The sequence below is a fragment of the Pseudomonas sp. 32_A genome, assembly GCF_017490905.1.
GTDB lineage: Bacteria > Pseudomonadota > Gammaproteobacteria > Pseudomonadales > Pseudomonadaceae > Aquipseudomonas > Aquipseudomonas inefficax.
On sequence record NZ_JAFGYI010000001.1, the window covers coordinates 15,432 to 39,230 of the forward strand.

21 protein-coding genes are annotated in these 23,799 nt (G+C 62.6%); 5 read left to right on the forward strand and 16 right to left on the reverse strand.

Features of this window, described 5'->3' with window-relative positions; translation table 11 throughout:
- Positions 1 to 26: 26 nt before the first annotated feature.
- The 16 genes from J5M58_RS00070 to J5M58_RS00145 form a co-directional block, all read right to left on the reverse strand.
- Entirely contained in the window at positions 27 to 2,762 is a 2,736-nt protein-coding gene (locus tag J5M58_RS00070) for a glycosyltransferase (RefSeq protein ID WP_207876857.1), read from the reverse strand.
- Between the two features lie 58 nt (positions 2,763 to 2,820).
- Positions 2,821 to 6,390, reverse strand: a complete 3,570-nt coding sequence (locus J5M58_RS00075; RefSeq protein ID WP_207876859.1) for a glycosyltransferase — start codon at positions 6,388 to 6,390, stop codon at positions 2,821 to 2,823.
- Between the two features lie 76 nt (positions 6,391 to 6,466).
- Positions 6,467 to 8,050, reverse strand: a complete 1,584-nt coding sequence (locus tag J5M58_RS00080; RefSeq protein ID WP_207876861.1) for a flagellar hook-associated protein 3 — start codon at positions 8,048 to 8,050, stop codon at positions 6,467 to 6,469.
- Positions 8,051 to 8,063: 13 nt separating this feature from the next.
- Positions 8,064 to 10,094, reverse strand: a complete 2,031-nt coding sequence (gene flgK, locus J5M58_RS00085; RefSeq protein ID WP_207876863.1) for a flagellar hook-associated protein FlgK — start codon at positions 10,092 to 10,094, stop codon at positions 8,064 to 8,066.
- 12 nt (positions 10,095 to 10,106) lie between these two features.
- Positions 10,107 to 11,261 carry a flagellar assembly peptidoglycan hydrolase FlgJ gene (gene flgJ / locus J5M58_RS00090; RefSeq protein ID WP_112253109.1) on the reverse strand — a complete coding sequence of 385 codons (1,155 nt, stop codon included), beginning with the start codon at positions 11,259 to 11,261 and terminating at the stop codon, positions 10,107 to 10,109.
- Positions 11,262 to 11,272: 11 nt separating this feature from the next.
- A complete protein-coding gene (locus J5M58_RS00095; RefSeq protein ID WP_181457366.1) occupies positions 11,273 to 12,388 on the reverse strand; it encodes a flagellar basal body P-ring protein FlgI in 1,116 nt (371 codons plus the stop codon).
- 6 nt (positions 12,389 to 12,394) lie between these two features.
- Positions 12,395 to 13,090, reverse strand: a complete 696-nt coding sequence (gene flgH / locus J5M58_RS00100) for a flagellar basal body L-ring protein FlgH (RefSeq protein WP_085589051.1) — start codon at positions 13,088 to 13,090, stop codon at positions 12,395 to 12,397.
- Positions 13,091 to 13,141: 51 nt separating this feature from the next.
- Positions 13,142 to 13,927 (reverse strand): flagellar basal-body rod protein FlgG, encoded by a 786-nt coding sequence (gene flgG, locus J5M58_RS00105; protein ID WP_015271239.1) that lies wholly within the window; start codon positions 13,925 to 13,927, stop codon positions 13,142 to 13,144.
- A 48-nt stretch (positions 13,928 to 13,975) separates the two neighbouring features.
- Positions 13,976 to 14,716: a flagellar basal-body rod protein FlgF gene (gene flgF / locus J5M58_RS00110; RefSeq protein ID WP_112253255.1), complete on the reverse strand. Its 741-nt coding sequence runs from the start codon at positions 14,714 to 14,716 to the stop codon at positions 13,976 to 13,978.
- A 340-nt stretch (positions 14,717 to 15,056) separates the two neighbouring features.
- Positions 15,057 to 15,242, reverse strand: a complete 186-nt coding sequence (locus J5M58_RS00115; RefSeq protein ID WP_112253111.1) for a hypothetical protein — start codon at positions 15,240 to 15,242, stop codon at positions 15,057 to 15,059.
- A 72-nt stretch (positions 15,243 to 15,314) separates the two neighbouring features.
- Positions 15,315 to 16,670, reverse strand: a complete 1,356-nt coding sequence (gene flgE, locus J5M58_RS00120) for a flagellar hook protein FlgE (protein WP_112253112.1) — start codon at positions 16,668 to 16,670, stop codon at positions 15,315 to 15,317.
- Between the two features lie 31 nt (positions 16,671 to 16,701).
- A complete protein-coding gene (flgD, locus tag J5M58_RS00125) occupies positions 16,702 to 17,406 on the reverse strand; it encodes a flagellar hook assembly protein FlgD (RefSeq protein WP_112253113.1) in 705 nt (234 codons plus the stop codon).
- Between the two features lie 15 nt (positions 17,407 to 17,421).
- On the reverse strand, positions 17,422 to 17,865 hold the full coding sequence (gene flgC / locus J5M58_RS00130) for a flagellar basal body rod protein FlgC (protein WP_003257260.1): 444 nt from the start codon (positions 17,863 to 17,865) through the stop codon (positions 17,422 to 17,424).
- Positions 17,866 to 17,867: 2 nt separating this feature from the next.
- A complete protein-coding gene (gene flgB, locus J5M58_RS00135) occupies positions 17,868 to 18,278 on the reverse strand; it encodes a flagellar basal body rod protein FlgB (protein WP_015271243.1) in 411 nt (136 codons plus the stop codon).
- 370 nt (positions 18,279 to 18,648) lie between these two features.
- Positions 18,649 to 19,476: a protein-glutamate O-methyltransferase CheR gene (gene cheR, locus J5M58_RS00140; protein ID WP_015271244.1), complete on the reverse strand. Its 828-nt coding sequence runs from the start codon at positions 19,474 to 19,476 to the stop codon at positions 18,649 to 18,651.
- A 52-nt stretch (positions 19,477 to 19,528) separates the two neighbouring features.
- Positions 19,529 to 20,458: a chemotaxis protein CheV gene (locus J5M58_RS00145; protein ID WP_112253115.1), complete on the reverse strand. Its 930-nt coding sequence runs from the start codon at positions 20,456 to 20,458 to the stop codon at positions 19,529 to 19,531.
- Between the two features lie 76 nt (positions 20,459 to 20,534).
- Here J5M58_RS00145 and flgA point away from each other — a divergent pair, with 76 nt between their 5' ends.
- From flgA to J5M58_RS00170, 5 genes are all read left to right on the forward strand, one after another.
- Complete coding sequence (gene flgA / locus J5M58_RS00150) at positions 20,535 to 21,287, forward strand: flagellar basal body P-ring formation chaperone FlgA (RefSeq protein ID WP_112253116.1); 753 nt, start codon at positions 20,535 to 20,537, stop codon at positions 21,285 to 21,287.
- A 164-nt stretch (positions 21,288 to 21,451) separates the two neighbouring features.
- Entirely contained in the window at positions 21,452 to 21,766 is a 315-nt protein-coding gene (gene flgM, locus J5M58_RS00155) for a flagellar biosynthesis anti-sigma factor FlgM (protein ID WP_112253117.1), read from the forward strand.
- 50 nt (positions 21,767 to 21,816) lie between these two features.
- Complete coding sequence (locus J5M58_RS00160; RefSeq protein ID WP_112253118.1) at positions 21,817 to 22,284, forward strand: flagella synthesis protein FlgN; 468 nt, start codon at positions 21,817 to 21,819, stop codon at positions 22,282 to 22,284.
- Positions 22,285 to 22,363: 79 nt separating this feature from the next.
- Entirely contained in the window at positions 22,364 to 23,107 is a 744-nt protein-coding gene (locus J5M58_RS00165; protein ID WP_112253119.1) for a flagellar brake protein, read from the forward strand.
- Between the two features lie 96 nt (positions 23,108 to 23,203).
- Entirely contained in the window at positions 23,204 to 23,773 is a 570-nt protein-coding gene (locus tag J5M58_RS00170) for a hypothetical protein (RefSeq protein WP_207876865.1), read from the forward strand.
- The last annotated feature ends 26 nt before the right edge of the window (positions 23,774 to 23,799 follow it).

Consider the following 23,799-nt stretch of genomic DNA (forward strand, 5'->3'; position numbering starts at 1 on the left):
CCCGGCTTTTGCAATTCCCGCGCCAGCTACTTGAACGGGACGAGCCAAGCGGCTTCGGCGCGTACCCACTGGCCGTCAATGGCAACTTCGCGGGTGAAGGCACCAGGCCATTTCGCCAGCAGTTGCTGAGCAGCCTCAGGAACCGGAGCAGCAGGGACTTCGATCGCCAGCTGCGCCTGCGGTGCGAGCACCACGAGGCTGCCAGCAGCTGCCACAGTGAGGCACAGGTCGACATCAGCCGCCAGCAGCGCCTGCAGCCCACCACATTGCTCGAACACGCTTGCGCGCACCATCAGGCAATCCCCCGATACCGCAGGGCAGCCACGAACAACGCCAGACCAGCAACCATGGCTGCCCGCTACACCCGCCCAGGGCGTGTACACACGCGGTCCAGCAAGCAAATCGTAACCGGCATGGGCGAGACCACCATCACTGTCGACCAGGCGCGCGCCGACAACTCCGACCTCGGGCCGTAGCGCCTGGTTGAGCAGCGCCTCGATCCAGGCCGGGGTGATAACCTGGCAGCGCTCACTCAGCAACACCAGGTATTCACCACGCGCCTGGATGGCTGCCTGGTTGAACGGATTCTCCGCTGCCTCGGCAATCACCAGACGTACGCGACCAGCGAACGGCTGAAGCGCTTCGGACAGCAAATCGTGTTGATCCTGAGCACAGGCAAGCACGACTTCGTAGCGGGGATAGCGAGTGCGCTGGAACAGGCTGGTCAGGCTGCGCTCAAGCGCGGATCGATTGCCCTCATAGGCCATCAACACGCTGACCAACGGCGTCGAGCCGTGTCGAAAATCGATGGCCAACCCGGCTGCACCCTGTTCGCTCGCCTGCCCCCGATAGCCCAGCCGCTTCAGGTGGCGGTCGAGAATTTCCAACGCCTCGGCAGGCATCGATACCGATGCCTGACTGCCGATTACCAGATACTCATCCATGTGCGCCATACCGCCGACACCGCGCTCCTCCACCAGGCGCAGCAGCAAATCGTATTCGAGTGCATGGCCAAGGCGGCTGTCGAAGCCCCCCAGATCAAGCACGACCTGTCGGCGCAGCAACCAGTGACGAGACATCAGGCCAGGCTGACTGCGCAGCACATCCAGATCGCTTCCGGGACGCATGACGCCCAGCAGGCGCCCGTCGGCATCACGCTGTACTTCATCGGCACAGATCGCATCGCAGGCCGGCGACTCACTCAGCTCCAGCTGCAAGCGCAGCAAGCCACCACTGGCGAGCACATCGCCCGCCTGCAACAGCATCAGCCATTCGCTCTGCACCTGGCGCGCAGCCTGGTTCAGGTGTGACACCCAGTTACCTGCCTCGACCTGAACGAAATGCAAGGTATCCCGCGCCGTGGTGATGGCTGGCGGTTTGCCGGCCTTTAGCACCACCAGCTTGAAATTGCGCAGACCGGTGGCCAGCAGACTGTCGAAAGTCGCCTGCAAGGCAAGGTCATCATCCTGCAGGTCCAGCACCATGAAGGCAATCTGTGGGCCTGGCCGCCTGGCCAGTTGCGCAAGCACGCGCTGACGCACCGCCGCCGTCGGTGTCGCCGCCGCCAGCGCCTGCAAAAGCTGACCAGAGCCGGTGGTCGCGAGCCATCCTGGCACATCCTGGCCGGGAACGCCGTCGAGGTGCTCCAGCCAGGCGCTCAACTCTCGCACCTTTTCCACATGCTCCTCGCCTTTGAGGGTCGCCAGCAAGCGTTGGCAGACGTCCCGGGTAAACAAGCCCAGCGCCAGCGCCTGCCAGTATCGTTGCTGCAGCGTCTCGGTGGTGTCGTTGGGGTGCACTTCGAGCAGTTCCCGCTGACGAACCCAGGTACCCTCCAGCGCATGACGGTGCTCACGCCCGGTCGGCCAGGCATGGCAGAGGAATTCAAGCTCGGTCAGGCGCCGGAACAGGCTGTTCTGGTAGTACGGCATCTCCACATACTGACGGGGCTCGAACAGCCGCTCCGGATCGGCGATCACACTGGTCCAGCGTGAGGTGAACAGCAGCGGCGGCTCACCTGCGTCATAGCTGCCACGCACCAGGCGATTGAGCACAACGAAGGCGGATTCGTCGGCGAACACACGCGCGCGTTGCCCATCCCATGCGCGCAACAGGCGCACGGTGTGCGCCAACTGTGCTTCCCGGGCCACGGCCGACACACTGCGGGGCGCCAGCTCACAGATCACGTCGGTCTGGTCCAGCTGGATGAATTGCCCTTCAGCCAGCAACGCCAACGACAGCGCCACGCGCCAGCCGGCGAAATCCAGGTCCTCGGGCAGGCTGGCAAGCGCCGCACGCACCCCCTCGACCCTGACCACGGCACGCCAGGCCGGCTGGTTGGACAGGGCATGCACGCGCATGCGCGCCAGCACGCTCTCCCCCTCCAGCGGCTGGAACGGATGGCCAATCTTGTAATAGGCTACCTGGCTGTTGCCCGGGACATACCCCAAAGCGTAGCCTTGGGCTGCCAGCGCCAGAGGGTTGGCGCTCAGGCTGGCGGCGGCGCTGTCCAGCGCCGGAGCCTGCACGAAGTCTGCATCCAGGGTCAGATTGACCAGCGGTGTCGCCACCTGCTGCAGCGCCTGCTCCAGGCGCGCACTGCACAACGCCGCAGGGCTGTGCCCTTCAAGCGCATCCAGTGCCACGCAGGCAATGCCAGCCTGACGATAATAATGCAGTGCCCGTTCACGATGAGCGGCTTGGTCGTGGCCAAGCAGCAGTACCGTGACGTCACTGCGCGATCCGTTTGCGATTTCGACCATAAAGCACCTTTCTGAAGGGAGAGTTGGGCGCCCGCTCGCAACGAACGCAAAAAATGAATCAGTCCGCCAACCAGGCATTCGACCATTGCTGCAAATGCTGCGGCATCAGCACATAGTCACGCAGCACCGCCTCACGCAGCGCATCCCCTTGGCGGTAGCTGGCCTGGGGGTCGGCCAGGTGCATGCGGATCGCATCCAGCCACTGTTCGGAGGTGTTGTTGCGCACCCGCGTGCAAGGCAGGTAGCCGTCATAGGCCTTGGTGTCGGTGCAGATCACCGGGAAGCCGCAGGCACCATACTCAAGCAGGCGCAAGTTGCTCTTGCAGTCGTTGAACAGGTTCTGCTCGAGCGGTGCCAGTGCCAGGTCGAGGTTGAGGCTGGCCAGCTTCTGCGGGTACAACGCCAAGGGCACGCCTTTGTGGAACTCCTTCACATAAGGACGCAGGACATCCGGGCACATGCCGAAGAATACCCAGTCGACCTCGTCGGCCAGGGCCTTGATCACGTCCAACAACAGTTCCAGATCGCCACGGTGGCTGGTGCCCCCCGCCCAGCCCACGCGCGGCCGCGCGCTCGTCTGACGCTCGCTGGCCAGCCCGGCCCACAGCGTTGCGGCGAGCATGTTGGGGACCACGCGAATATCCTGGTGCATGCCCGACAAGGCGTCGGCCAGCGGCTGGGTCGACACCACCACCCGATCACACAGGGCGATACCCTGGGTGACCAGCTCGCGCATGTTGGCCGGCATGTTCCGCGCATGGGCGTTCTTTTTCGGCACATCGATGATGTAATCGTCGATTTCGTAGATGCGCCGGGCGTTCGACAGGCGCTTGAAGCGCGTCATTTCCTCGATCGAGTTGATCGTATAGCGGCACTGCAAGATCATCACATCGGGCTGCTCCCGCTCGATCTCGATCATCTCGGGGGTGCTGAAATCGAGCCGCCCCTGGATCCAGCCAGCGCGCTCCAGCTCGGTAAACGGCTGCGCCACCCGGTAGTGCCCGACCGCCGAGGTATTGATCGGCAGCGCCAGCACTGACGGCAGTACCCGGCTGATGAACGGGTCCCAACCACGACGCTGGCCGGCATCGAGGTTGAAACTGGCCATTTTCAGGCTCAGGTTGCGGTTGTAGGCCGGGTCGCGGGCCACCTTGGCCAACCAGCGTTCATGGAAGATGTCCTTGTCCAGCAGCTTGCGCTGGCTGTCGGCCGGCACATCGCGGGGCGACGCGAAGCGGACCAGTACCGCATGCGGTGTCCACACCGCCAGGTAGCCTTGTTCGCGGATGCGCAGGCACAGGTCGGCGTCCTGCAGGCCGCCTTGAAGCCCCTGCACATCGAAACCGCCCAGCGTGGCGAACAGCTCGCGGCGCACCAGCAGGCAATCCAGGCTCAGCGCACTCCAGTTCTGCACTGCATTGAGCCGCAGCATGTAGCCGCCGCTGTCCGCCGGCATGCCGACGAACGGGCTGTTGACGCCGCCATGCAGCCCCAGCACCAGCCCGGCGGCAAAGATCTCGCCGCTTTGGGTACACAGCTTGGGCGCGACCACGCCGACCTCGGGGCGCTGGGCCTGGGCCATCAACTGCTCCAGCCAGGGCTTGTCGAAGGCCACGCAGGCGCTTTCGAGCAGCAACAGGTAGTCGCCCCGAGCCGACTCGCTGGCCTGGTTCAGCTGTGCCACCTGGCTGCCGCCGGCAACCTCGACCACGCGCAGCTGATCGCTGCCCAGGCCCTGCATGGCCTGCAGCCATTGGCGCAGGTCGCTCGAGGTATCTGGCGAGGCGATCAGCAGTACCTCGAAATGGCCATAGCGGGTGTGTTCGAACAGCGACTCAACGCAACGCATGGCCGCGCCCAGGTCGTCACCGAGCGTGACCAGGATCGAAACCATGGCTTGCAGCGGGTGCTGGTACAGCACCCGGCACAGTGACAGGCCTTCGGCACCGAGCACCTCGGCATCGACCCCCAGGCGCTGCAGATGGGCCCGCACCACCCGCGGCGCCTGTTGTACACAGCGTGGGTCATGCAGCCACTGGCCGAAGTCCCATTGGCAGTGCACCAGCAGTTCATCGATGTGTTCGATGGCCTGCAGGCCCCGGCTTTCGGCCAGGCGCCAGAGCGCGTCGTGAGGCGCGAGCGTGTCGAAGTCCGGGTCGAAACCGCCGACCTCGCGCAGTGCCGCACAATTGAATGCCAGTACGCGCCCGACATAGGGCAGGCTGCGCATCAGGTCGAGGTTGAAGTCTGGCTTGAAGATCGGCGTGGTCGGGCGCAGGGTGTCATGGCTGCCTTCGTCGACATAGATACAGGCCCGTTCGCGCAGGGCCATCCGCTCGCCCATGATCGCCAGCGCATGGGGCACCAGGCGGTCGCCAGCGCGCAGCAGCAAGACCCAGTCGACATCATTGGCACGCGCCAGACGCGCCTGCACCTGGGCCAGGCCATTGCCCTGCACGAGCATGCGCTCGACCCCGACAGCGTCAGCCAGCTCCAGCACCGCAGGTGCGAGCAGCCAGGTGCTGGCAGCGCCATAGGACTGCGCGGCGAGGCTGTCGAGGGTGGCACGCAAGGCCAACTCCTCTCCCACCTCGGCCCAGATCACCGGGATGATGCGCGGTTGCCGGCCCCAGCCTTCGAAGCGCTTGGGCAACGCCTTGAGCTGCGCCGCCGACAGATCCCGGCACTCCAGCCACTGGGCATACACCTCGTCGAACGACAGGCAGTCAGTGCCGACCTGCTGCGCCTGGCGCGCCTGCTGGGCGCCGTATAGCCGGTTGAGTTCGTACTCGTCCCACTGCGCATCCTGCCCGCCTTGGTAACGCTCAAGCGGCAGATACCGCACCCAGCCACTGGCCGGCGCGGGCTCGCTGCTGCGCGCGGCCAGCATCGCCTTGATCCAGTCGGTTTCCACGGGGAACGCCATGGTCATGCTCGCCTGGTGGCTCAGGCGCCCGGGGTGCAGGCGTTCCATGCTAAGAAAGCGTGACAGGTGGCCAAGGTTGCCGCGGCGCATCAGGCAGATGTACAGCGCCATGTCCAGGCGCGCGACAAAGCCGCCCTCCTGCACCAGCGCCGGCAGAAACTCGGCCACCCAATCACGGCGCAGCAAGGCATGGCTCAGCCCGCCGAACAGGTTGGGCGCATTGGTTTCCAGGGCCTCGAGCAGGTCACTGCCCTTGACCACCGCATCTTCCGGGCACATCACCGCATTGAGCATGCGCGGCGGCAACAAGGCGTCATCGGCGGCGCACAGCATGCGCTGGCAGATGGTCATGCTGACATCGGCATGCTGCTGCATGACCTCTGCCTGTAGGCTGACACAGTCGGGGAACAGGCGGTCGTCGTCACACAAAAACTTGATCAACGGCCCCTGGGCATGCTCCAGGCACGCCAACAGGTTGCCAGCAAATCCCAGGGTTTGCGGGTTGCGCACGTAGCGCACCGGCTTGCCGGTCTCGCTCGTCACCTCGTCGACGATGCGCTGGATCTCCGCTCCCCGGCTGTCGTCGCACACCAGCACGTCCAGCGCCGGGTAATCCTGGTTGAGCGCGCTGAGCAAGGTGGCGCGGAAAAACTCGGGGTTGAAGGCGGGGATGGCGATGCTGACGAGGGTCTGTTGATTCACGGCGAAGACCTTGAAGAGATGGCGTGGCCAGCACCGAACGGGCTGGCACACGCCGGGTGACGCGAGAGGGGTGAAATCAGATGTAGTTGACCAACGACAAGCTGGCGACCTTGGCATAGGCCTGCAGCGAGGCCTGCAGCATGTTGGTCTGCATCTGCAGGCGCAGCATCACTTCAGCCGGATCGCTTTCGCGGATCGAGCTCTGGGTCTTGGTGTTCTCGGTGCTCAGCGCCTCGTTGGTTTCGGCCTGCACATCCAGCGCCTGGCCACGGCCACCAATCGCACTGACCGACGACGACACCTGATTGGTGGCACTGGCGATGTTACCAATGGCGGAATCCAGCGCGGCAAGAAAGTTCTGCCGGGCCACCGGATCGTTGTCCACCGGGCTGGTCAGGGCGGTACGCAGCTTGCCGATGGTGTCGAGGACGTTCTGGGTCTGGTGGGTATCGACCTTGACCGCAAACGAGTCCCCTGCATTCGGTGCGCCAGACAGCTCGAAGCTGACCCCTGCCGCGGTGGCGGTGGTGCCGCCCGGCCCGCCCAGTGCACCTGATGCCACCGGACGGCTGTCAGCGGTGATCGGCGCAGCGTACAGTTCGAAGGTGCTGGCGCCGGTGAATTTCAGCACCGCACCACCGGCCGGGAAGGCTGCCTTGTAGGCCGCCGGGTCGGTAATGGTCGCACCAGTCACCTGCTCGGACGAGGTGTTGCCCGGGCTGCGGGTGCCGGACACCTCGTCAGCCTTGGAACTGAGGCTGAAGGTATGCCCTGCGATCGCTGCATCTTCGTTGCCCTTGTCCCCATCCTTGAAGGTGATGTCCAGGCGCAGATCGACACCGCGGAAGCTGATGCTGGTGTTGTCGCCATTGGGGTCGAACTTGCCGCCCTGGCTGGCCTCGAGGGTGACGTCGTTGCCAGCGGCATCGGTGATCTTGTATTCGGTGCTGCTGAGGAATTCGATGCTGTACGGCTCGCCGCTGCGGAAGCGATCGTTGTACAGGCTGTTGCCGGAGACTTGGCCGTTGGACAGGCTGACACGGCCATCATCGGTGGCCGGCGCGGTCAGGCTGGTCTGGCTGCGGCTGGTGTTCAGCGCCTGCTCGAAGGCATCGTAGCCGGTCTCGTTGGCGGCCAGGCTGAGCATGTCACCCACCTGCAGGTTGAGCTTGCCCTGGTCGCCCTGGTAGCTGTAGGTGCCATCGGCATTGCGCGCGTAAGGCGGGGTATCGCCCTTGGAACCGGAGAAAATGTACTTGCCGTTCTCGTCCTTGCTGTTCATCAACGAGAACAGCTGGTCTTCCAGCGACGCCAGTTCATCGGCATTGGCCTTGCGATCGGCATCGGTCATCGAGCCGTTGCCGGAGCTCACCGCCAGCTCGTTGACCCGCTGCAGGATGGCACCGATGGAGTTCAGGGTACTCTCGGCAGTGCCCAGGGCGTTGCGCACATTGACGATGTTGCCGCTGTACTGCTTGAGCATGTTCTGCTGCTGCTCCAGCTGCAGCAGGCGAGCCGCCCCCACCGGGTCGTCCTTGCCAGAGCGCACGCGAATGCCATCACTGGCCTCCTGCTGAGTCTTCACCGTCTTGGCAAAGTTGCTCTGATAGTTGGCGCTGTTGGTGTTGTAGAACTGCGAAGTAGAGATGCGTACGCTCACGATCTACGGCTCCTTAAAGACTGTTGATCAGGGTGGCGAAGGTTTCCTGGGCCGCCTTGATGATCTGCGACGACGCGGTGTAGTACTGCTGGAACTTGATCAGGTTGCCGGTCTCTTCATCGATCGACACGCCCGACAGGCCATTGCGGCTGTCCAGTGCAGAGGTATGCAACGCCGTGGTGGCATCACTGTCCATCTGTGCCTGCCCGGCCTTGCCGCCAACGTTGGAGACCAGCTTGGCATAGGCATCGGTCAAGCTGATGCCCTTGCCGTCGGCACCCACCTCGACCGTGGACTTGGTCTGCAGGTCGATCACCGACTGGGCGTTGCGGTTGTCCGCCGAGCCTGCGCCGGCCAGCGCCACGGTATAGCTGTCGCCATTTTTCGGCGCGCCGGAAACGCTCATCTCGAAGGTGAAGTTGCCACCCAGTGGATTACCGCTGCCATCGACCATCGGCACCGACAGTTGCAGCTTGTTTTCCTGGCCCGGCACGATGGTGCCACTGCCGATTTCGGTACCCTTGGCGTCGTACATCTTGTAGGCCTGTGGCGAGCTGGTGTCGTCGCCGAACACCAGCTTGACCGGGGTCGAATACTTCAGGCCCGTCTGCAGTTGCGAACGCTGGGCGGCATCGTAGATGTCCATTTCCGAGGTCAGCGTCGGCTGGGTGATCACCCCGGTGCCCTTGTTGCCCGAACCACTGGTGGCGGTCAGCGGCGAAGCCAAGGCCAGGCGCTTTGGGTCGGTCAGAACAGTGTCGATACCTGCAGCCGCATTGCGGGTGGGGGTGATCTTGAAGCTGTCGCCAGCACTCAGGCCACCGCCATTGAGCGACAGGGTGAACCCGTCGATCACCGGCGGCGGCGTGTCGCTGAGGTCGAAACTGCCCATGTCGGTGCCTTCAGGCAGCTTGCGCACGCTGTAGCCAGTGGCGCTGGTGAAGGTCACCTGGTAGTCGCTGGTGCTCAGCTTGCCGGAGTCCTTGATGGTCACATCGAGGTTGCCAGAGCCGGCGCTGTTGCCGGTCTTGGCGATACTGCGCTGGCTGATGGCCGCGGCGCTATTGATGTCACCGAACAGGGTGGCACCGAACTCACCGTTCTTGTCGATGCCTTGGGCCAGCTGGCTGTTGATCGCATCCGCCACCACCAGGGCCACGCGGCCGAGCTCGTTGAGCGCGGGGTCGAGGGTTTCCTTGCGGTAACGGATCAAGCCGCCCAGCTCGCCACCGCTGGCGCTGCTGGTGATATCCATCTTGGTCGAGCCGCGATTGAGGATCAGGCTCATGCGGGTCGGGTCGGTAGCGCTCGGCTCCACCCCCAGGGTCTGGGTGGTCTTGCCCAGCACCAGGGCCTGGCCGTTCTTCAGGTAGATGTCGTAGTTGCCTTCACGCTCCACCACATCGGTGCCGATCAGCTTGCTCAGCTCACGCACTGCACCATCGCGCTGGTCGAGCAGGTCATTGGGCTGGCCGGAGATGGAGCTGACGCGGGAAATCTGGTCGTTGAGCTCAGCGATGGTCTTGGTCAGGGTGTTCACCTGATCAGCCATCGACGCCATGTTGGCGTTGATGTCGCTGTTCTGCTGGTTGAGCTGCGCCGACAAGGTGTTGAAGCGCTTGGCCAGGGACTGCGCGCTGGTCAGCAGCAGTTGCCGCGAGGCGTCTTCGGTCGGCTTGGCCGCAGCATCCTGCATGGCGCTGAAGAAGCTTTTCAGCGCAGCAGTGATACCGGTGTCGCTGCTCGACAGGGCGGTATCCAGCGGCGTGATCTGGTTCAGGTACGAGCTGGCATCGCTGCTCAGCGAGGTAGTGCTGCGCAGCTGGTTCTCGAGGAACGCGTTGTACACCCGGCGCACGTCGGCCAGGGTGGTACCGCTGCCGATGAACACCTGGCCGACTTGCTGCCCGCCCTTGGTCTTCTGCACGTTCTGCTGGCGCGAGTAGCTTTCGACATCAGCGTTGGCGATGTTGTTGCCGAGGGTGTACATCCCCGATTGCGCGGCGCCAAGCCCCGACATACCAATGTTGATCAGACTCGCCATGGTTCCATGCCCTTAAAGTTTCGTTGCGGTATCGAGCATTGCGTAGTGCTCGTACGACTTCATCTGTCTTGCGATCTGCGAGATCTTGCTGGCGTAATTCGGGTCGGTGGCGTACCCGGCCTTTTGCAACTCTTGCACGAACTGTTCCGGTTTATCGGCGGCCTTCACCGCATCTTGATAGCGCGAATTGTTCTGTAACAGGCTGACCAGGTCGTGGAAGCTGTCCTGGTAGGAATCGTAGGAGCGGAACGCCGCCGTCTCCTTGACGAACTGGCCGTCACGGAACTCGCTGGTGATCGCCCGCGCCTCGCCGCCTTCCCAGTTACCGGTCGCCTTGATGCCGAACAGGTTGTGGCTGCTGCTGCCATCGGTGTTGCGCATGACCGACTTGCCCCAACCGGTTTCCAGGGCGGCCTGCGCCACCAGGTAGCGTGGGTCGATACCAATGCGCTTCGCCGCCTGCTCGGCCATCGGCAACATGGTGGCGACGAACTCGTCGCTGTCGGCAAAGGCTTTTTTCGGTGCCAACGGTGGCTGGGCCACGGCGCGCCCGAGGATGCGCAGACCGTTGTCCGGCACGGCGAAGGCCTTGGCCACTTGCTGGCCGTCACGGGCTGGCACGGCTGCGGTATTGGTGCTGGTCGCCGACGGCACGATACCGGCCACCAGGCGGTCGGTGAGCTTGCTTGGCAGCGCCAGGCGGCGCGAATTGAGCGCGGCGACGTCGTTGCGGGCGGTGGTCGACTGCGCGGCATGCACTGGCTCGGCCACCTTGTTGCCCCACAGCGTCGGGGCATGGCCCTCGGTACGCGGAAACGGGCTGGTGTTGGCCGGCGCGCTCTTGTGCTTCGACAGCTGGCGAACCAGCACATCCTGCAGGCCGATACCACCGCCCTCGCGGGACATGCTCACGGCCAGCTGCTGGTCGTACATGTCGCGGTACTGTTTCACCGTTTCGGTGTTCATCGGGTTGTCGGCGGCCAGCACGTCACTGGCCTTGCGCGAGGCCTTGAGCATTTCGCTGATGAACAGCGATTCGAACTCCTGGGCTACCTTGCGTACGTTGGCGTCGCTGTCGCGGTCGCCATGCTTGAGCGAGCTCAGGCGATTGAGGTCGGTGTAGGCACCGCTGTCGGCGCTGCCAGTAACCAGGCTCTTGCTGTTCATCCGCGCCGTCCTCAGATCACGATCAGGTCGGCTTGCAAGGCGCCGGCCTGTTTCAGGGCTTCGAGGATGGCCATCAGGTCGCTGGGCGCTGCGCCCACCTGGTTCACCGCGCGGACGATTTCATCCAGCGTGGTGCCCGGGCCGAACTTGAACATCGGCTTGGCTTCCTGCTCGGCATTTACCCGCGAGCGTGGCACCACGGCGGTCTCGCCATTGGAGAACGGCCCCGGCTGGCTGACGATCGGGTCTTCGGTAATGGTCACGGTCAGGCTGCCGTGGGTCACCGCGGCCGGCGACACCTTGACGTTCTGGCCGATGACGATGGTGCCGGTACGCGAGTTGATGATGACCTTGGCAACCGCCTGGCCCGGGTCGATCTCGAGGTTCTCGAGGATCGACAGGTAGTCCACGCGCTGGCTCGGGTCCATCGGCGCGGTGACCCGTACCGAACCGCCGTCCACGGCCTGGGCCACGCCCGGGCCGAGCAGGTCGTTGACCTTGTCGACGATGCGCTTGGCGGTGGTGAAGTCGGGGCGGTTGAGGTTCAGGGTCAGGCTGTTGCCCTGGTTGAAGCCGCTCGGCACTGCACGCTCGACGGTAGCACCACCAGGGATACGACCGGCCGACGGAACGTTGACGGTGATCTTCGAACCGTCACGGCCCTCGGCATCGAAACCGCCTACCACCAGGTTGCCCTGGGCCACTGCATAGACATTGCCATCGATACCCTTGAGCGGGGTCATCAGCAGGCTGCCGCCACGCAGGCTCTTGGAGTTACCGATCGAGGACACGGTAATGTCCACCACCTGGCCTGGCTTGGCGAACGCCGGCAGGTCGGCATGCACCGACACTGCTGCAACGTTTTTCAGCTGCACGTTGCCGGAGCCGGCCGGCACCTTGATGCCGAACTGCGACAGCATGTTGTTGAAGGTCTGCAGGGTGAATGGCGTCTGGGTGGTCTGGTCACCCGTGCCATTGAGCCCCACCACCAGGCCGTAACCGATCAGCTGGTTGGAGCGCACGCCAGAAATGCTGGCGATATCCTTCAGGCGCTCGGCCTGGGCGCCGAAGGCACAGGACAGGAGCAGGGTTGCGGCAATCAGCTGCCTCACGTTGAACATGGTCATCCGTACTCAGAAAGGCCAAAGCGGGCTGATGAAGAAGCGGTCCAGCCACCCGGGCTGGCTGGCATCGGCAAACGAGCCGGTACCGGAATAGGTGATGCGCGCGTCGGCCACACGGGTGGACGGCACGGTGTTGTCGGTGGCGATGTCGTCGGCACGGATCATGCCGGCGATGCGCACCAGCTCTTCGCCGGTGTTCAGGGTCAGCCACTTCTCGCCACGTACGGCGATAATGCCGTTGGGCAGCACTTCGGCCACGGTCACGGTGATGGAACCGGTCAGGGTGTTGCCCTGGGTTGCCTTGCTGTCACCCTTGGTGGCGCGCTCGCCGCTGTAGCCGGCCTCCAGCGACAGGTCACCGCCGCCGAACGGGTTGTTGGTGTTCGGCGTGGTGCCGAACAATGACGTCAGGCCGATGTTGGCGTTGCTGTTCTTCTGGATCTGCGAGCCGGCGTTCTTGCTGGCCGAGGTGCGCTCGTTGAGGGTGATGGTGATGATGTCACCCACCCGGAACGCCTTGCGGTCGCTGTACAGGTTCTGCTCGAAACCGGCCTGGTAGATCGAACCGTTGTTGGCCGCTGCCGGCAACGGGGTGCGCGGCAGTACCGGCGCGTAGTACGGGTCGTTGGGCTTGGGCGTCGGCGCGACGCAACCTGCCAGCAACACCGCCCCCCCCAGGGCGAAAACGGACAACAGACGATTCATGACGCTTACCTCACGGGTGCAGCAGGGTGACTGGGCTTGGAGCTGTCGGCCTTAGAGCTGTTGAGTAACGAACGACAGCATCTGGTCGGCGGTAGAGATGACCTTGGAGTTCATCTCGTAGGCACGCTGGGTGGTGATCATGTTCACCAGTTCTTCCACGGTGCTGACGTTGGAGTTTTCCAGGGTCTGCTGCAGGGTGGTGCCGAAACCGTTCAGGCCTGGGGTGCCGACTTGCGGCGCGCCACTGGCGGCGGTCTCGAGGAACAGGTTGTCGCCGATCGCCTGCAGGCCGGCCGGGTTGATGAAGTCGGCGGTCTGGATGTTGCCGATCACCTGCGCTGCCGGGTTGCCGGCGGTGGTGATCGACACGGTGCCGTCCTGGCCGACGGTGAAGGTCTGCGCGTCGTTAGGCACGACGATGGCAGGCTCCAGGGCGAAGCCGTTGGCGGTGACGATCTGGCCGTCGGAGTTCAGGTGGAAGGTACCGTCACGGGTGTACGAGACGGTGCCATCCGGCTGCAGCACCTGGAAGAAGCCACGCCCGTTGACCGCCATGTCCAGCGGGTTTTCCGTGGTTTGCAGGCTGCCGGTCTGGAAGTTCTTCTGCGTGCCGACAATGCGCACACCGGTACCGACCTGCAGGCCGGAAGGCAGCTCGCTGTCCTGGGTGGACTGCGCGCCTGGCTGGCGTTTGATCTGGTACAGCAAGTCCTGGAACTCGGCGCGATCACGCTTGAAGCCGGTGGTCGAGACGTTGGCCAGGTTGTTGGAGATGACCGTCAGGTTGGTGTCCTGGGCGGACAGGCCGGTTTTAGCGACCCAAAGAGCCGGAAGCATTTAATGTTCTCCTCGTGCGCCTGAATTACGGCACGCGTTCAAATGTGGTTAGCCGATTTGCAAAACACGCGCCATGGCTTCGTCGCCTTCCTTGGCCGCGTTCATCATCTTCACGTGCAGTTCGAATTGACGGGACAGCGCCAGCACCGAGGTCATTTCTTCCACGGCGTTGACATTGCTGCCTTCCAGGAAGCCCGACACCACCCGCACGTTGACGTCGGCGTCGGCCGGCTGGCCGTCGCGGGTATGGATCAGGCCATCCAGGCCCTTGGTCAGGCCTTTGGTATCAGGGTTGACCAGCTTGATGCGGTCGACCTCGGCCATCACCCGCGGGTCTTCGCCCATGGAGCGGATGCTGATGGTGCCGTCGGCGCCGACCTCGACCTTCTGCTCTGGCGGAATCGCAATGGGGCCACCGTTGCCGAGCACCGGCATGCCGTTGCCGGCACGCAGCACACCGAGGGCGTCGATATTCAGGCTGCCGGTACGTACATAGGCTTCACTGCCATCAGGAGCCTGCACGGCGATGAAGCCTTTGCCGGTCACCGTCACGTCCAGATCACGACCGGTTTCCACCATCGGACCTTCGCTGAAGTCGGTGGCCGGGCGCTCGGTCATGGCAAAGGCGCGCGACGGAAAGCTGTCGCCGAACACCGGCATCGAGCGGGCCTGCTCCAGGTCTCGCTGAAAACCGTTGGTGGAAATGTTCGCCAGGTTGTTGGCGTGCGCCTTCTGCGCCAGCGCATTCTGGCTGGCACCGGTCATGGCCACGTAAAGCATCTTGTCCACAGTCATCCTCCGCTGCACTGGCGATCGTTTGCCGCTCGCCGTTGCTGTAATGGCTCTGAAGCAAGTTCCGAACCAACTTTCCGAAATCGTGAAAAAGCCCGTGGATACGGGCTTTCGAAGGTGCCGCCGGTGTGTTGAACGCCGGTTATCCGGCGCTGGGTTGCCGATGGCGGCAAACCTGGGCCGGCCTCTTCGCGGGTTAACCCGCTCCCACAAGGGCATCGCGCCAGCTTTTAGAAATTGGGCAAGACAGTTGCCCCAAAAGGGCAATGCCGAACTCAAGACCTGTGCAATTCCTGTGGGAGCGGGTTTACCCGCGAAAGGGCCGGCACCGGCCTTATCAAGGCTCGCGACAAGCACCATTGCTGTAGGGGCCGGCGAATTTCTTCCAGCCATCCCCCGGCGGCCATTGCGAGCAGACCAGGCGCCCATCCACCTGGCTTTCCCAACGCCACCAGGGCGCGGTACCGGCCTGGGCCTGGTACAGGCAAAAAGCAGCAATCAATGTGACAACCAGCCGTTTCATGACGCCTCCTGCAAACACGACGAACCCCTTCACGACAAAGGGGTTCGTCCAAACACGCTCAACCAGCAACCATCAGGTCATCTGAATGATGGTCTGCATGATGGTGCTTTCGGTGGAGATGGTCTTGGCGTTCGCCTGGTAGTTGCTCTGCGCCTTGATCAGCTCGACCAACTCTTGCGTCAGGTTCACGTTCGAGCCTTCCAGTGCGTTGGACTCGACGCTGCCCAGGGTACCGGTCTTCGGCGCATCGATGCCCGGAATGCCGGAGGTATAGGTTTCCGTCCAGCGGGTACCACCGATCTGCTGCAGGCCCTGCTCGTTGGCGAAGCTGGCCAGGGCCACCTGACCAATGGCGCGGGATTGCTGGTTGCTGAAGCTGGCGAACAGCACGCCCGTCGAGTCGATGCTCAGGCTCGACAGAATACCGGTCGCGTAACCATCCTGGGACTGCGACATGCGCGCGGTCTCGGTGTTGTAGGAGGTGGTGCTGTTCATCGCCAGGCGCATGCCATCGGCGTTGCCGGCCGCGCCATTCGAACCCCAGTTACCTGCGGAATCTTCCACCGCCGGCACCCAGCCGGTCATGGTGAAGGTGTTGTTGTTCACCGTGAACGAAGCACCCGCCGGATGCCCGGTGTTATCGGCCGTCATGCTGCTGACCGAACCATCGCTGTTGAAACTGATGGTACCGGTCAGCGGCGCAGTGGAGGCCGGGTTGAATGGGTTGCGCCCGTCCACCAGGGTGTACATGGTCCACTCATTGGTGCCGGTCTTGCGATAGAACTGCTCCATGGTGTGCTCGTTGCCCTGACTGTCGTAGACCTTGGTCGGGAACGATTTGGTGTACGTCGTCTGGTCGGAAGGATCGAACGGCAGGTTCGGCACCATCGCGCCACTGCCATCGTCGACTTCCAGCGGGATGTCGGCGGCCGAAGAATTCAGGTTGATGCCCTGGTCGATCAGCGATGTTGCCTTTGGCTGCAGCGAAGACGTATCGATCTGCAGATCGGTCAGCACGCCCTTCTGGATCTTGCCAGTCGAGTCGGCGGCATAGCCCTGCAGGCGCAGGCCGTCCGAGGTCACCACGAAGTTGTCTTTGCTGGCCTGGAAGGCACCCGCACGGGTGTACACACGCGAGCCGTTATCGGACAGCACGAAGAAGCCCTGGCCCTGGATGCCCATGTCCAGCACGTTGCCGGTGGTGTTGACGTCACCCTGGGTGAACTGCTGGGAAACGGCCGCCAGGCGCACACCGTTACCCACCTGGTTCTTGCCCACGCCCAGGCGGTTGGAGCCGGCGTAGACATCGGCGAACTCGGCACGCGACGACTTGAAGCCGTTGGTGTTGACGTTGGCGATGTTGTTGCCGGTGACATCCAGCTGTTTGTTTGCTGCGTACAGACCGCTAAGGCCGATATTGAAAGACATGAATTCGCTCCTTTTGCCGCACTAGCGGGCCTTAGATACCGATGGTTTGCACGTCGGAGAGGGACACTTTGCCGACACCGGCAAGGTTGAGCACCATTTCGCCGGCGGCGCTGAAGCTGACGCTGGTCACCTTGGCTGGCAGCAGCGTGTTCATCTGCACCGACTTGCCATCTACCGTGGTGCTGGCGGTGAAGGTGTAGGTGCCAGGGTCGACTTTCTCGCCGCTGTTGTTGGTACCGTCCCAGATGAAATCGGCGTAACCGGCTTTCTGTTCGCCCAGTTCGATGGTCTTGACGGTATTGCCGTCCTTGTCCTTGATGGTGATCTTCGCTTCGCCGATGGCTTGCGGCACCACGAACTGCGCATTGAAGCTTTCGGCGGTGTCGACCACGGCCTTGTCGTTCTGCACCACCACCGAGCGCCCGACCAGCGACGACGCCTGCAAGGCCTGGGACGAGGCCATGGAGCCGGTAATGGCATTGACCGATTCGTTCAGCGAGGTAATGCCTTCCAGGCTGCTGAACTGTGCCAACTGGGCAACGAACTCACCGTTGTCCTGCGGGTCCAGCGGGTTCTGGTGCTGCATCTGGGTGACCAGCAACTGCAGAAAAGCGTCCTTGCCGAGCGAGTCGTTGCCGGTCTTGGATGCAGTGTCGACGGTCTTTTTCGTGGGTGTACCCACACCGGAAGCCGTGAGCACTTCATTGAGGTTCACGCCGGTAGTATCGATTGCCATGGTCTGGTTTCCTTATCACTGACCGAGGGTCAGGACTTTCTGCATCATGGCCTTGGCCGTGTTCATCAGCTCGGCGTTGGTCTGGAACGCGCGGCTGGCAGAGATCATGTCAGCCATCTCCTCGACCACGTTGACGTTGGGGTAGTAGACGTAGCCGTCCTTGTTCGCCGCCGGGTGGTTGGGCTCGTAGCGGGCTTCCAGGTTGCTCTGGTCCTCGACGATGCCTTTTACCTGTACGCCCTGCCCTGCCTCGCCCTGGTCTTCGAACAGCGACTGGCTGCCGCCGGCCTGCGCGTCCTGGAAGGTGGTGGCGAACACCGGGTGGCGGGCGCGGTAGGTCTGGTCGATGCTCGAGGACACGGTCTCGGCGTTGGCGATGTTGGAAGCAACGGTGTTCAGGCGCGTGTTCTGCGCACTCATGCCGCTACCGGCAATGTTGAAGACACTGGAAAGGGACATGATCATTCTCCCCGCAGGGCCGACACCAGCCCTTTGAATTTACTGTTGAGCAAGGTGAAGCTGGCCTGGAAGCCGACGGCGTTTTCGGTGTAGTTCGATTGCTCGATCTGCGCGTCCACGGTGTTCTGATCGATCGACGGCTGCGTTGGCGTGCGGTACTTGAGGGTATCGTCGGCCATGGCCAGGCCCTCGGCCTCGATATGGCGGCTGTTGGTACGATCGAGGCTGAAACGGCCGCCGCTCTGCTGCTTGTCGCTTTCGGCAGCGAGCACCGAGGCGAAGTCCATGTCGCGCGCCTTGTAGTTGGGCGTGTCGGCGTTGGCGATGTTGTTGGCCAGCACTTCGGCACGCTGGGCGCGGAAGCCCAGGGCCTTTTCGTGAATACCAAGCGCCTTGTCGAAGCTGATGCTCATGTCGGGGAAACCTTCGGAGGTTGACCGGAATATCGTTGGGCAAGGTATAGCAAGGGCTGTGCCAACCAACAGAAAGCCAGGAAATACGGGCTTGCAGGGCGAGGTGCTGTCAGAGTGATGCCAGAAAAGCGGCAAAGGCCTTCCGCCTTGAGCGACGAAAGCGGCAATTGCCAGGCGGCAAAAGCGGCAAAACAAAAAATTGACGTCAGTGTCTGTTGTCTGTTGGGACCTCTTCGCGGGTAAACCCGCTCCCACAGGGTTGTGCACAGCTCTCGAAGGCGACGCCGTACCTGTGGGAGCGGGTTTACCCGCGAAGAGGCCGGCACAGGCAAACAAAAAGGCCGGCAACTTGCGTTGCCGGCCTTTGTGCTTACTTCGCCTGGTAGATGATCCCCGGGCTGCACTGCACCATCTGGTAATGGTCCGGCAACCCGTTCAGCGCTTCGGAAGCCCCGAGGAACAGATACCCGCCCGGCTTCAAGGTACTGTGGATACGCAACAGGATGTCCTTCTTCACCTGCGCCGAGAAGTAGATCAGCACGTTACGGCAGAACACCACATCGAACTTGCCCAGGCTGGCATAGCTGTCGAGCAGGTTGAACGAGCGGAACTCGACGCGGCTGCGAATCGCCGGCTTGACCGCCCAGCGCCCCGGCCCCTTGGTGTCGAAGTAGCGCTGCAGGCGCTCCTGCGACAAGCCACGGGCAATCGCCAGGCTGTCGTACTCGCCGGTCTTGCAGTTGGTCAGCATGGTGCCGGACAGGTCGGTGGCAACGATCTGCGCGCCCATCTTCAACTGGCCGAGGTTGCTGCGCTCGAACTCGTCGATGGCCATCGAGATGGAGTACGGCTCCTGCCCCGACGAACAGGCCGCCGACCACATGCGCAGGCGCTGGCCGGGGTTGTTGCGGATGAACTCGGGGATGACCTTGTTCTTCAACACCTCGAACGGGTAGGTATCGCGAAACCACAGGGTCTCGTTAGTGGTCATGGCATCGACCACCTGCTCGCGCAAGCCGCCGCGCGGCTGGGCCTGGATGCGCTGCACCAGCTCGCCCAGGCTCTTGATGCCCTGTTGCTCCATCAGCTTGTTGAGACGGCTGGAAACCAGGTACTGCTTATTCTCGCCCAGCAGGATGCCACAGGCTTTCTCCAGGAACACCCGGAACTGTTCGAAATCCAAATTACCCGTAGACACTACTGCCGCCTCTTTTCAATCACTGGTGCCGGGGGGCCAGCCCCCGGCGGCTTCAATGCGTTGCCTTGATCCGGTCGACCACGCGCTGGGCGAGGTCGTCCGGCTTGAACTTGGCCAGGAAGTCATCGGCACCGACCTTCTTGACCATTGCCTGGTTGAATACCCCGGACAGCGAAGTATGCAGGCAGATATGCAGCTTTTGCATGCGCGGATCACTGCGGATCTCGGCCGTAAGCGTATAGCCGTCCATTTCCGGCATTTCAATGTCCGAGATCATCATCAGGAACTCTTCTTCCGGCTTCTTGCCCTCGTCCACCAGCTTGCGCAGGTATTCCAGGGCCTGACGGCCGTCATTGAGCGCCACCACCTCGACCCCCACGGTCTGCAGGCAGCGGCTGACCTGCTTGCGCGCCACCGACGAGTCGTCGACGGTGAGCACCCGCAGCAGCACCGCCTTGTCCTGCACCTCGGCATCGACCACCCCGGCCGACACCGACTCGGACGACGGCGCCACTTCGGCCAGCACCTTCTCCACATCGATGATCTCGACCATGCGGTTATCCACCCGGGTGACCGCAGTCAGGTAGTGATCGCGGCCAGTGCCCTTGGGTGGCGGATGGATTTCTTCCCAGTTCATGTTGACGATGCGCTCCACCGAATGCACCAGGAAACCTTGGGTCTTGGTGTTGTACTCGGTGATGATCACAAAACTGCTGCGCGTGTCTTCCTGCAGCGGCCGCAACCCGGTGGCCATCGACAGGTCGAGGATCGGGATGGTTGCCCCGCGAATATTGGCAACACCGCGCACTACCGGGTGCGCCTTGGGCAGCAGGGTCAGTGCAGGGCATTGCAGCACTTCCCTGACCTTGAATACGTTGATGCCGTAAAGCTGTTCGCCATTGAGGCGGAACAGCAGCAATTCCAGGCGATTCTGCCCCACCAGCTGCGTGCGCTGGTTGACCGAATCCATAACACCTGCCATGCCAGACTCCTTATGTTTCAGCCTTTCGTTGCAACTCAGTTAGCGAGTCGGCACGGGCTTTGCTTTTTTGAGCGCCATGTACACGAAAACGACATTTTCCCGACGATTGACACGCCTGCTGACTGGCTCGCTGGCCATGCTGTGCCTGCTGGTGCCCGGCGTTCGCACGATGGCGAACGCGTTTACCATGCCTGAACAGCTTATCGGTGTCACTCAAGGGTTTCTTGAATTCAGCGTCGAAGATTATCTGGCCACCACCCAGACCGCCGGCCGTTACGAGATCCAGGTCAACCCGCTTGACCCACGCCTGCGCATGCCGCTGTGCAGCCAGCAGCTGGACGCCTCGCTGGAAAGCCCGGCCCAGCCGCTGGGCCGTGTCACGGTAAAGGTGCGCTGCGAGGGCACGACACCGTGGACCGTGTTCGTGCCGGCCACCGTGCGGCTGTTCCGCAACGTGGTGGTGGTGACCCGGCCGCTCAAGCGCGACAACGTGGTGGGTGAAGGCGACGTGGCCCTGCGCGAACGCGATGTCGGCACCTTGGGCCAAGGCTTTCTGACCGAACTGGAGCAAGCGGTGGGCATGAAGATGCTGCGCCCGACGGTGATCGACCAGGTACTCACCCCGCAACACCTGGAACAGGCCGAGGTGGTGCGCAAGGGCGACCACGTGGTGATCATCGCCCGCAGTGGCAGCCTGAGTGTGCGCATGCCCGGCGAGGCCCTGAGCAAGGGCGGCCTGAGCGAACAGATCCGGGTGCGCAACCTCAATTCCAAACGGGTGATCAAGGCCAGGGTGACCGGCCCCGGCCAGGTCGAGGTAAGTATGTAGCCAGCCCATTGATTTGCGCTGGCGGTGAGGAACCGCTTTTCCTAAACTGTGTCAGAAAACGGGTTCGCGAGCTTGCTGACAGGCGGCTGTGCATTTGTGCCTAAAGTTTCTTTCGGGTTGGCCGAAAACAAGGCAAGCGTCCAAATACCCAGAGGTTTCTGATCATGGTCATCGACTTCAGTCGTTTGAATAACTCTCCGTCCGTCACGGGCGGCGTGCGCGGCAACACCGCGTCCGGCAGCGCCGAAAAACCGGCAGCCAGCCAGGAAGCGGCAACCACCACCAGCGCCAGCGGAGAAGCGGTACACCTCAGCCAAGAGGCCCAGCAGTTGCAGAAGATCAGCGACAAGCTGCGCGACGAGCCGGTGGTCAACAGTGCCCGTGTGGCCCAGTTGAAACAGGCGATCGCCGACGGCAGCTACCAGGTCGATGCCGGCCGGGTCGCCAGCAAACTGCTCGATTTCGAAGCCCAGCGCTGACCGTTCGGCGCGCTGACTTCACGGACGCTAGATAAAGCCAAGAGTTAGCCATGCACGACACCACCTTGCTGCAACTGATCGAAGATGACATTGCCCCGATGCAGGAACTGCTCGATCTCCTGCAGAAGGAGGCCGTTGCACTGCACGGCCGCGACATGGCGCCACTGGAAAACATCCTGGCCCGCAAGCAGTCTTTGATCGTATTGCTGGAGCAGCAAGGCCTGCGGCGCAACCAACTGCTCACCAGCCTTGGCCTGAGCGCCAACCGCGCCGGGGTGGAGGCCGTTGCGGCACAATCGCCAAACGGCGAACTGCTGCTGCAGCAACTCGACGTGATCAGCCAGTTGATGCAAGCCTGCCAGCAGCTCAACGAGACCAATGGCCGGATCATCCAGGTGCAGCAACACGTCACCGACAACCAGATCCGCATCCTCATGGGTGGCGATTCGCCCTCGCTCTACGACAGCCGCGGCAGCACCTCGCCGCTGACCAAGCCACGGGCCCTCAGCCAAGTGTGATTTTTCTATCAAGGCACGGAACATACTGGCAAAATGCCGTTAATTGCGTGTTTCGCTTTTGCCTGGAGAACGATAAGCCGTGTTCAATGAATCCGATGCCCCGCAGCCGCCAAAGGTGCTGAGCACTCCCTTGGAGATTGCGGCCAACTTGCGGCAGCTGCAGGAGAGCCACGACCCCCTGATCATCACCTTCCACGACCGCAGCCAGCGCTTCCAGAGCTACGTGGTGCACGTGGACCGTGAAAGCAACACCCTGGCGCTGGACGAGATGATCCCGCGCGACGGTGAGAAGTTCATCGAAAACGGCGAACACTTCCGCGTCGAGGGCTTCCACGATGGCGTGCGTATCGCCTGGGACTGCAATCACGAGCTGAAGATCAGCGAAGTCGATGGCAACCGCTGCTACCGCGGCGCCATGCCGGTAGAAATGACCTACCACCAGCGCCGCAACGCCTTCCGCGCCGCGCTGAAGCTGTCGCAGCTGGTCGATATCATCTTTGATGGGGCCCATCTCAAAGGCAACGGCGCTCTGCGTGGCAAGCTGCTGGATATCTCCGCCACCGGCTGCAAACTGCGCTTTGAAGGCAATGTCGAGGATCGCCTGCAACTGGGCCAGGTGTACGAGCGCTTCAAGGCGGGCAACCCGCTGGGCCTGGTGGACACCATGGTCGAGCTGCGCCACCTGCACTATGAAGAGCGCATCAACACCACTTTTGCCGGTGTGCGCTTCCACAACCTCAGCGGCCAGGCGCAGCGCAAGATCGAAAGCTTCGTGTACCAGCTGCAGCGTGAGGCGCGGCGGTTCGACAAGGACGATTATTGATGACCCGCATGCGGAACATTTCCCGCTGAGCGTGCATGTTACGCCTGTCTAATGTGTCCACTCCTGGCAACGCCGTCTTCTGGAGCTGGACACACCATGATTCAAAGCAACTTCACCGCAGAACTGCACTGTCAACATGGGCAGGTCGGGGTCGTCGAAACGCCGATCTATGTGCACCCGCTGTTTTCTCTCGACCAGGATGGCTGGTTGTGCACCGAGGACCAGCGGGGAGACACCGTCAGTTTCAAGCCACTGACCTTCACCTTCCGCTTCATCAGGCATACCGGTGACCGCATTCACTACAACATCTACGGAGCGGAAACCTGGGAATACTTCGGCGCCAGCATGAAAAAAAACCGCAACGGTTGGCTGGGCCTTTACGCAACCCACATCCTCGGCAGGGTCATAGGAGCTCATGGCGCCTTCGACGATCTTGTTGATGACAAGGGCCAGTGGAAAATTGAAACCCTGGGCACCTGGGATGGCGACTTGCAAAGCATTGAAAGCGTGCCTTTCTATTTGCGCGATCGGGACGGCCACCGTGTTGCACTGTCAAAGTCGATCTACACCCGAGAAAAAGTCAAACTGCATTACTGGTTCCTGAACGCCGGAACTAAAGAAGGCGAGATCCTCACATTCCACTTGAAGAACGTCAAGGCTGGCTGAACCGGCCCCGAGCCCGCCGCCTGCCA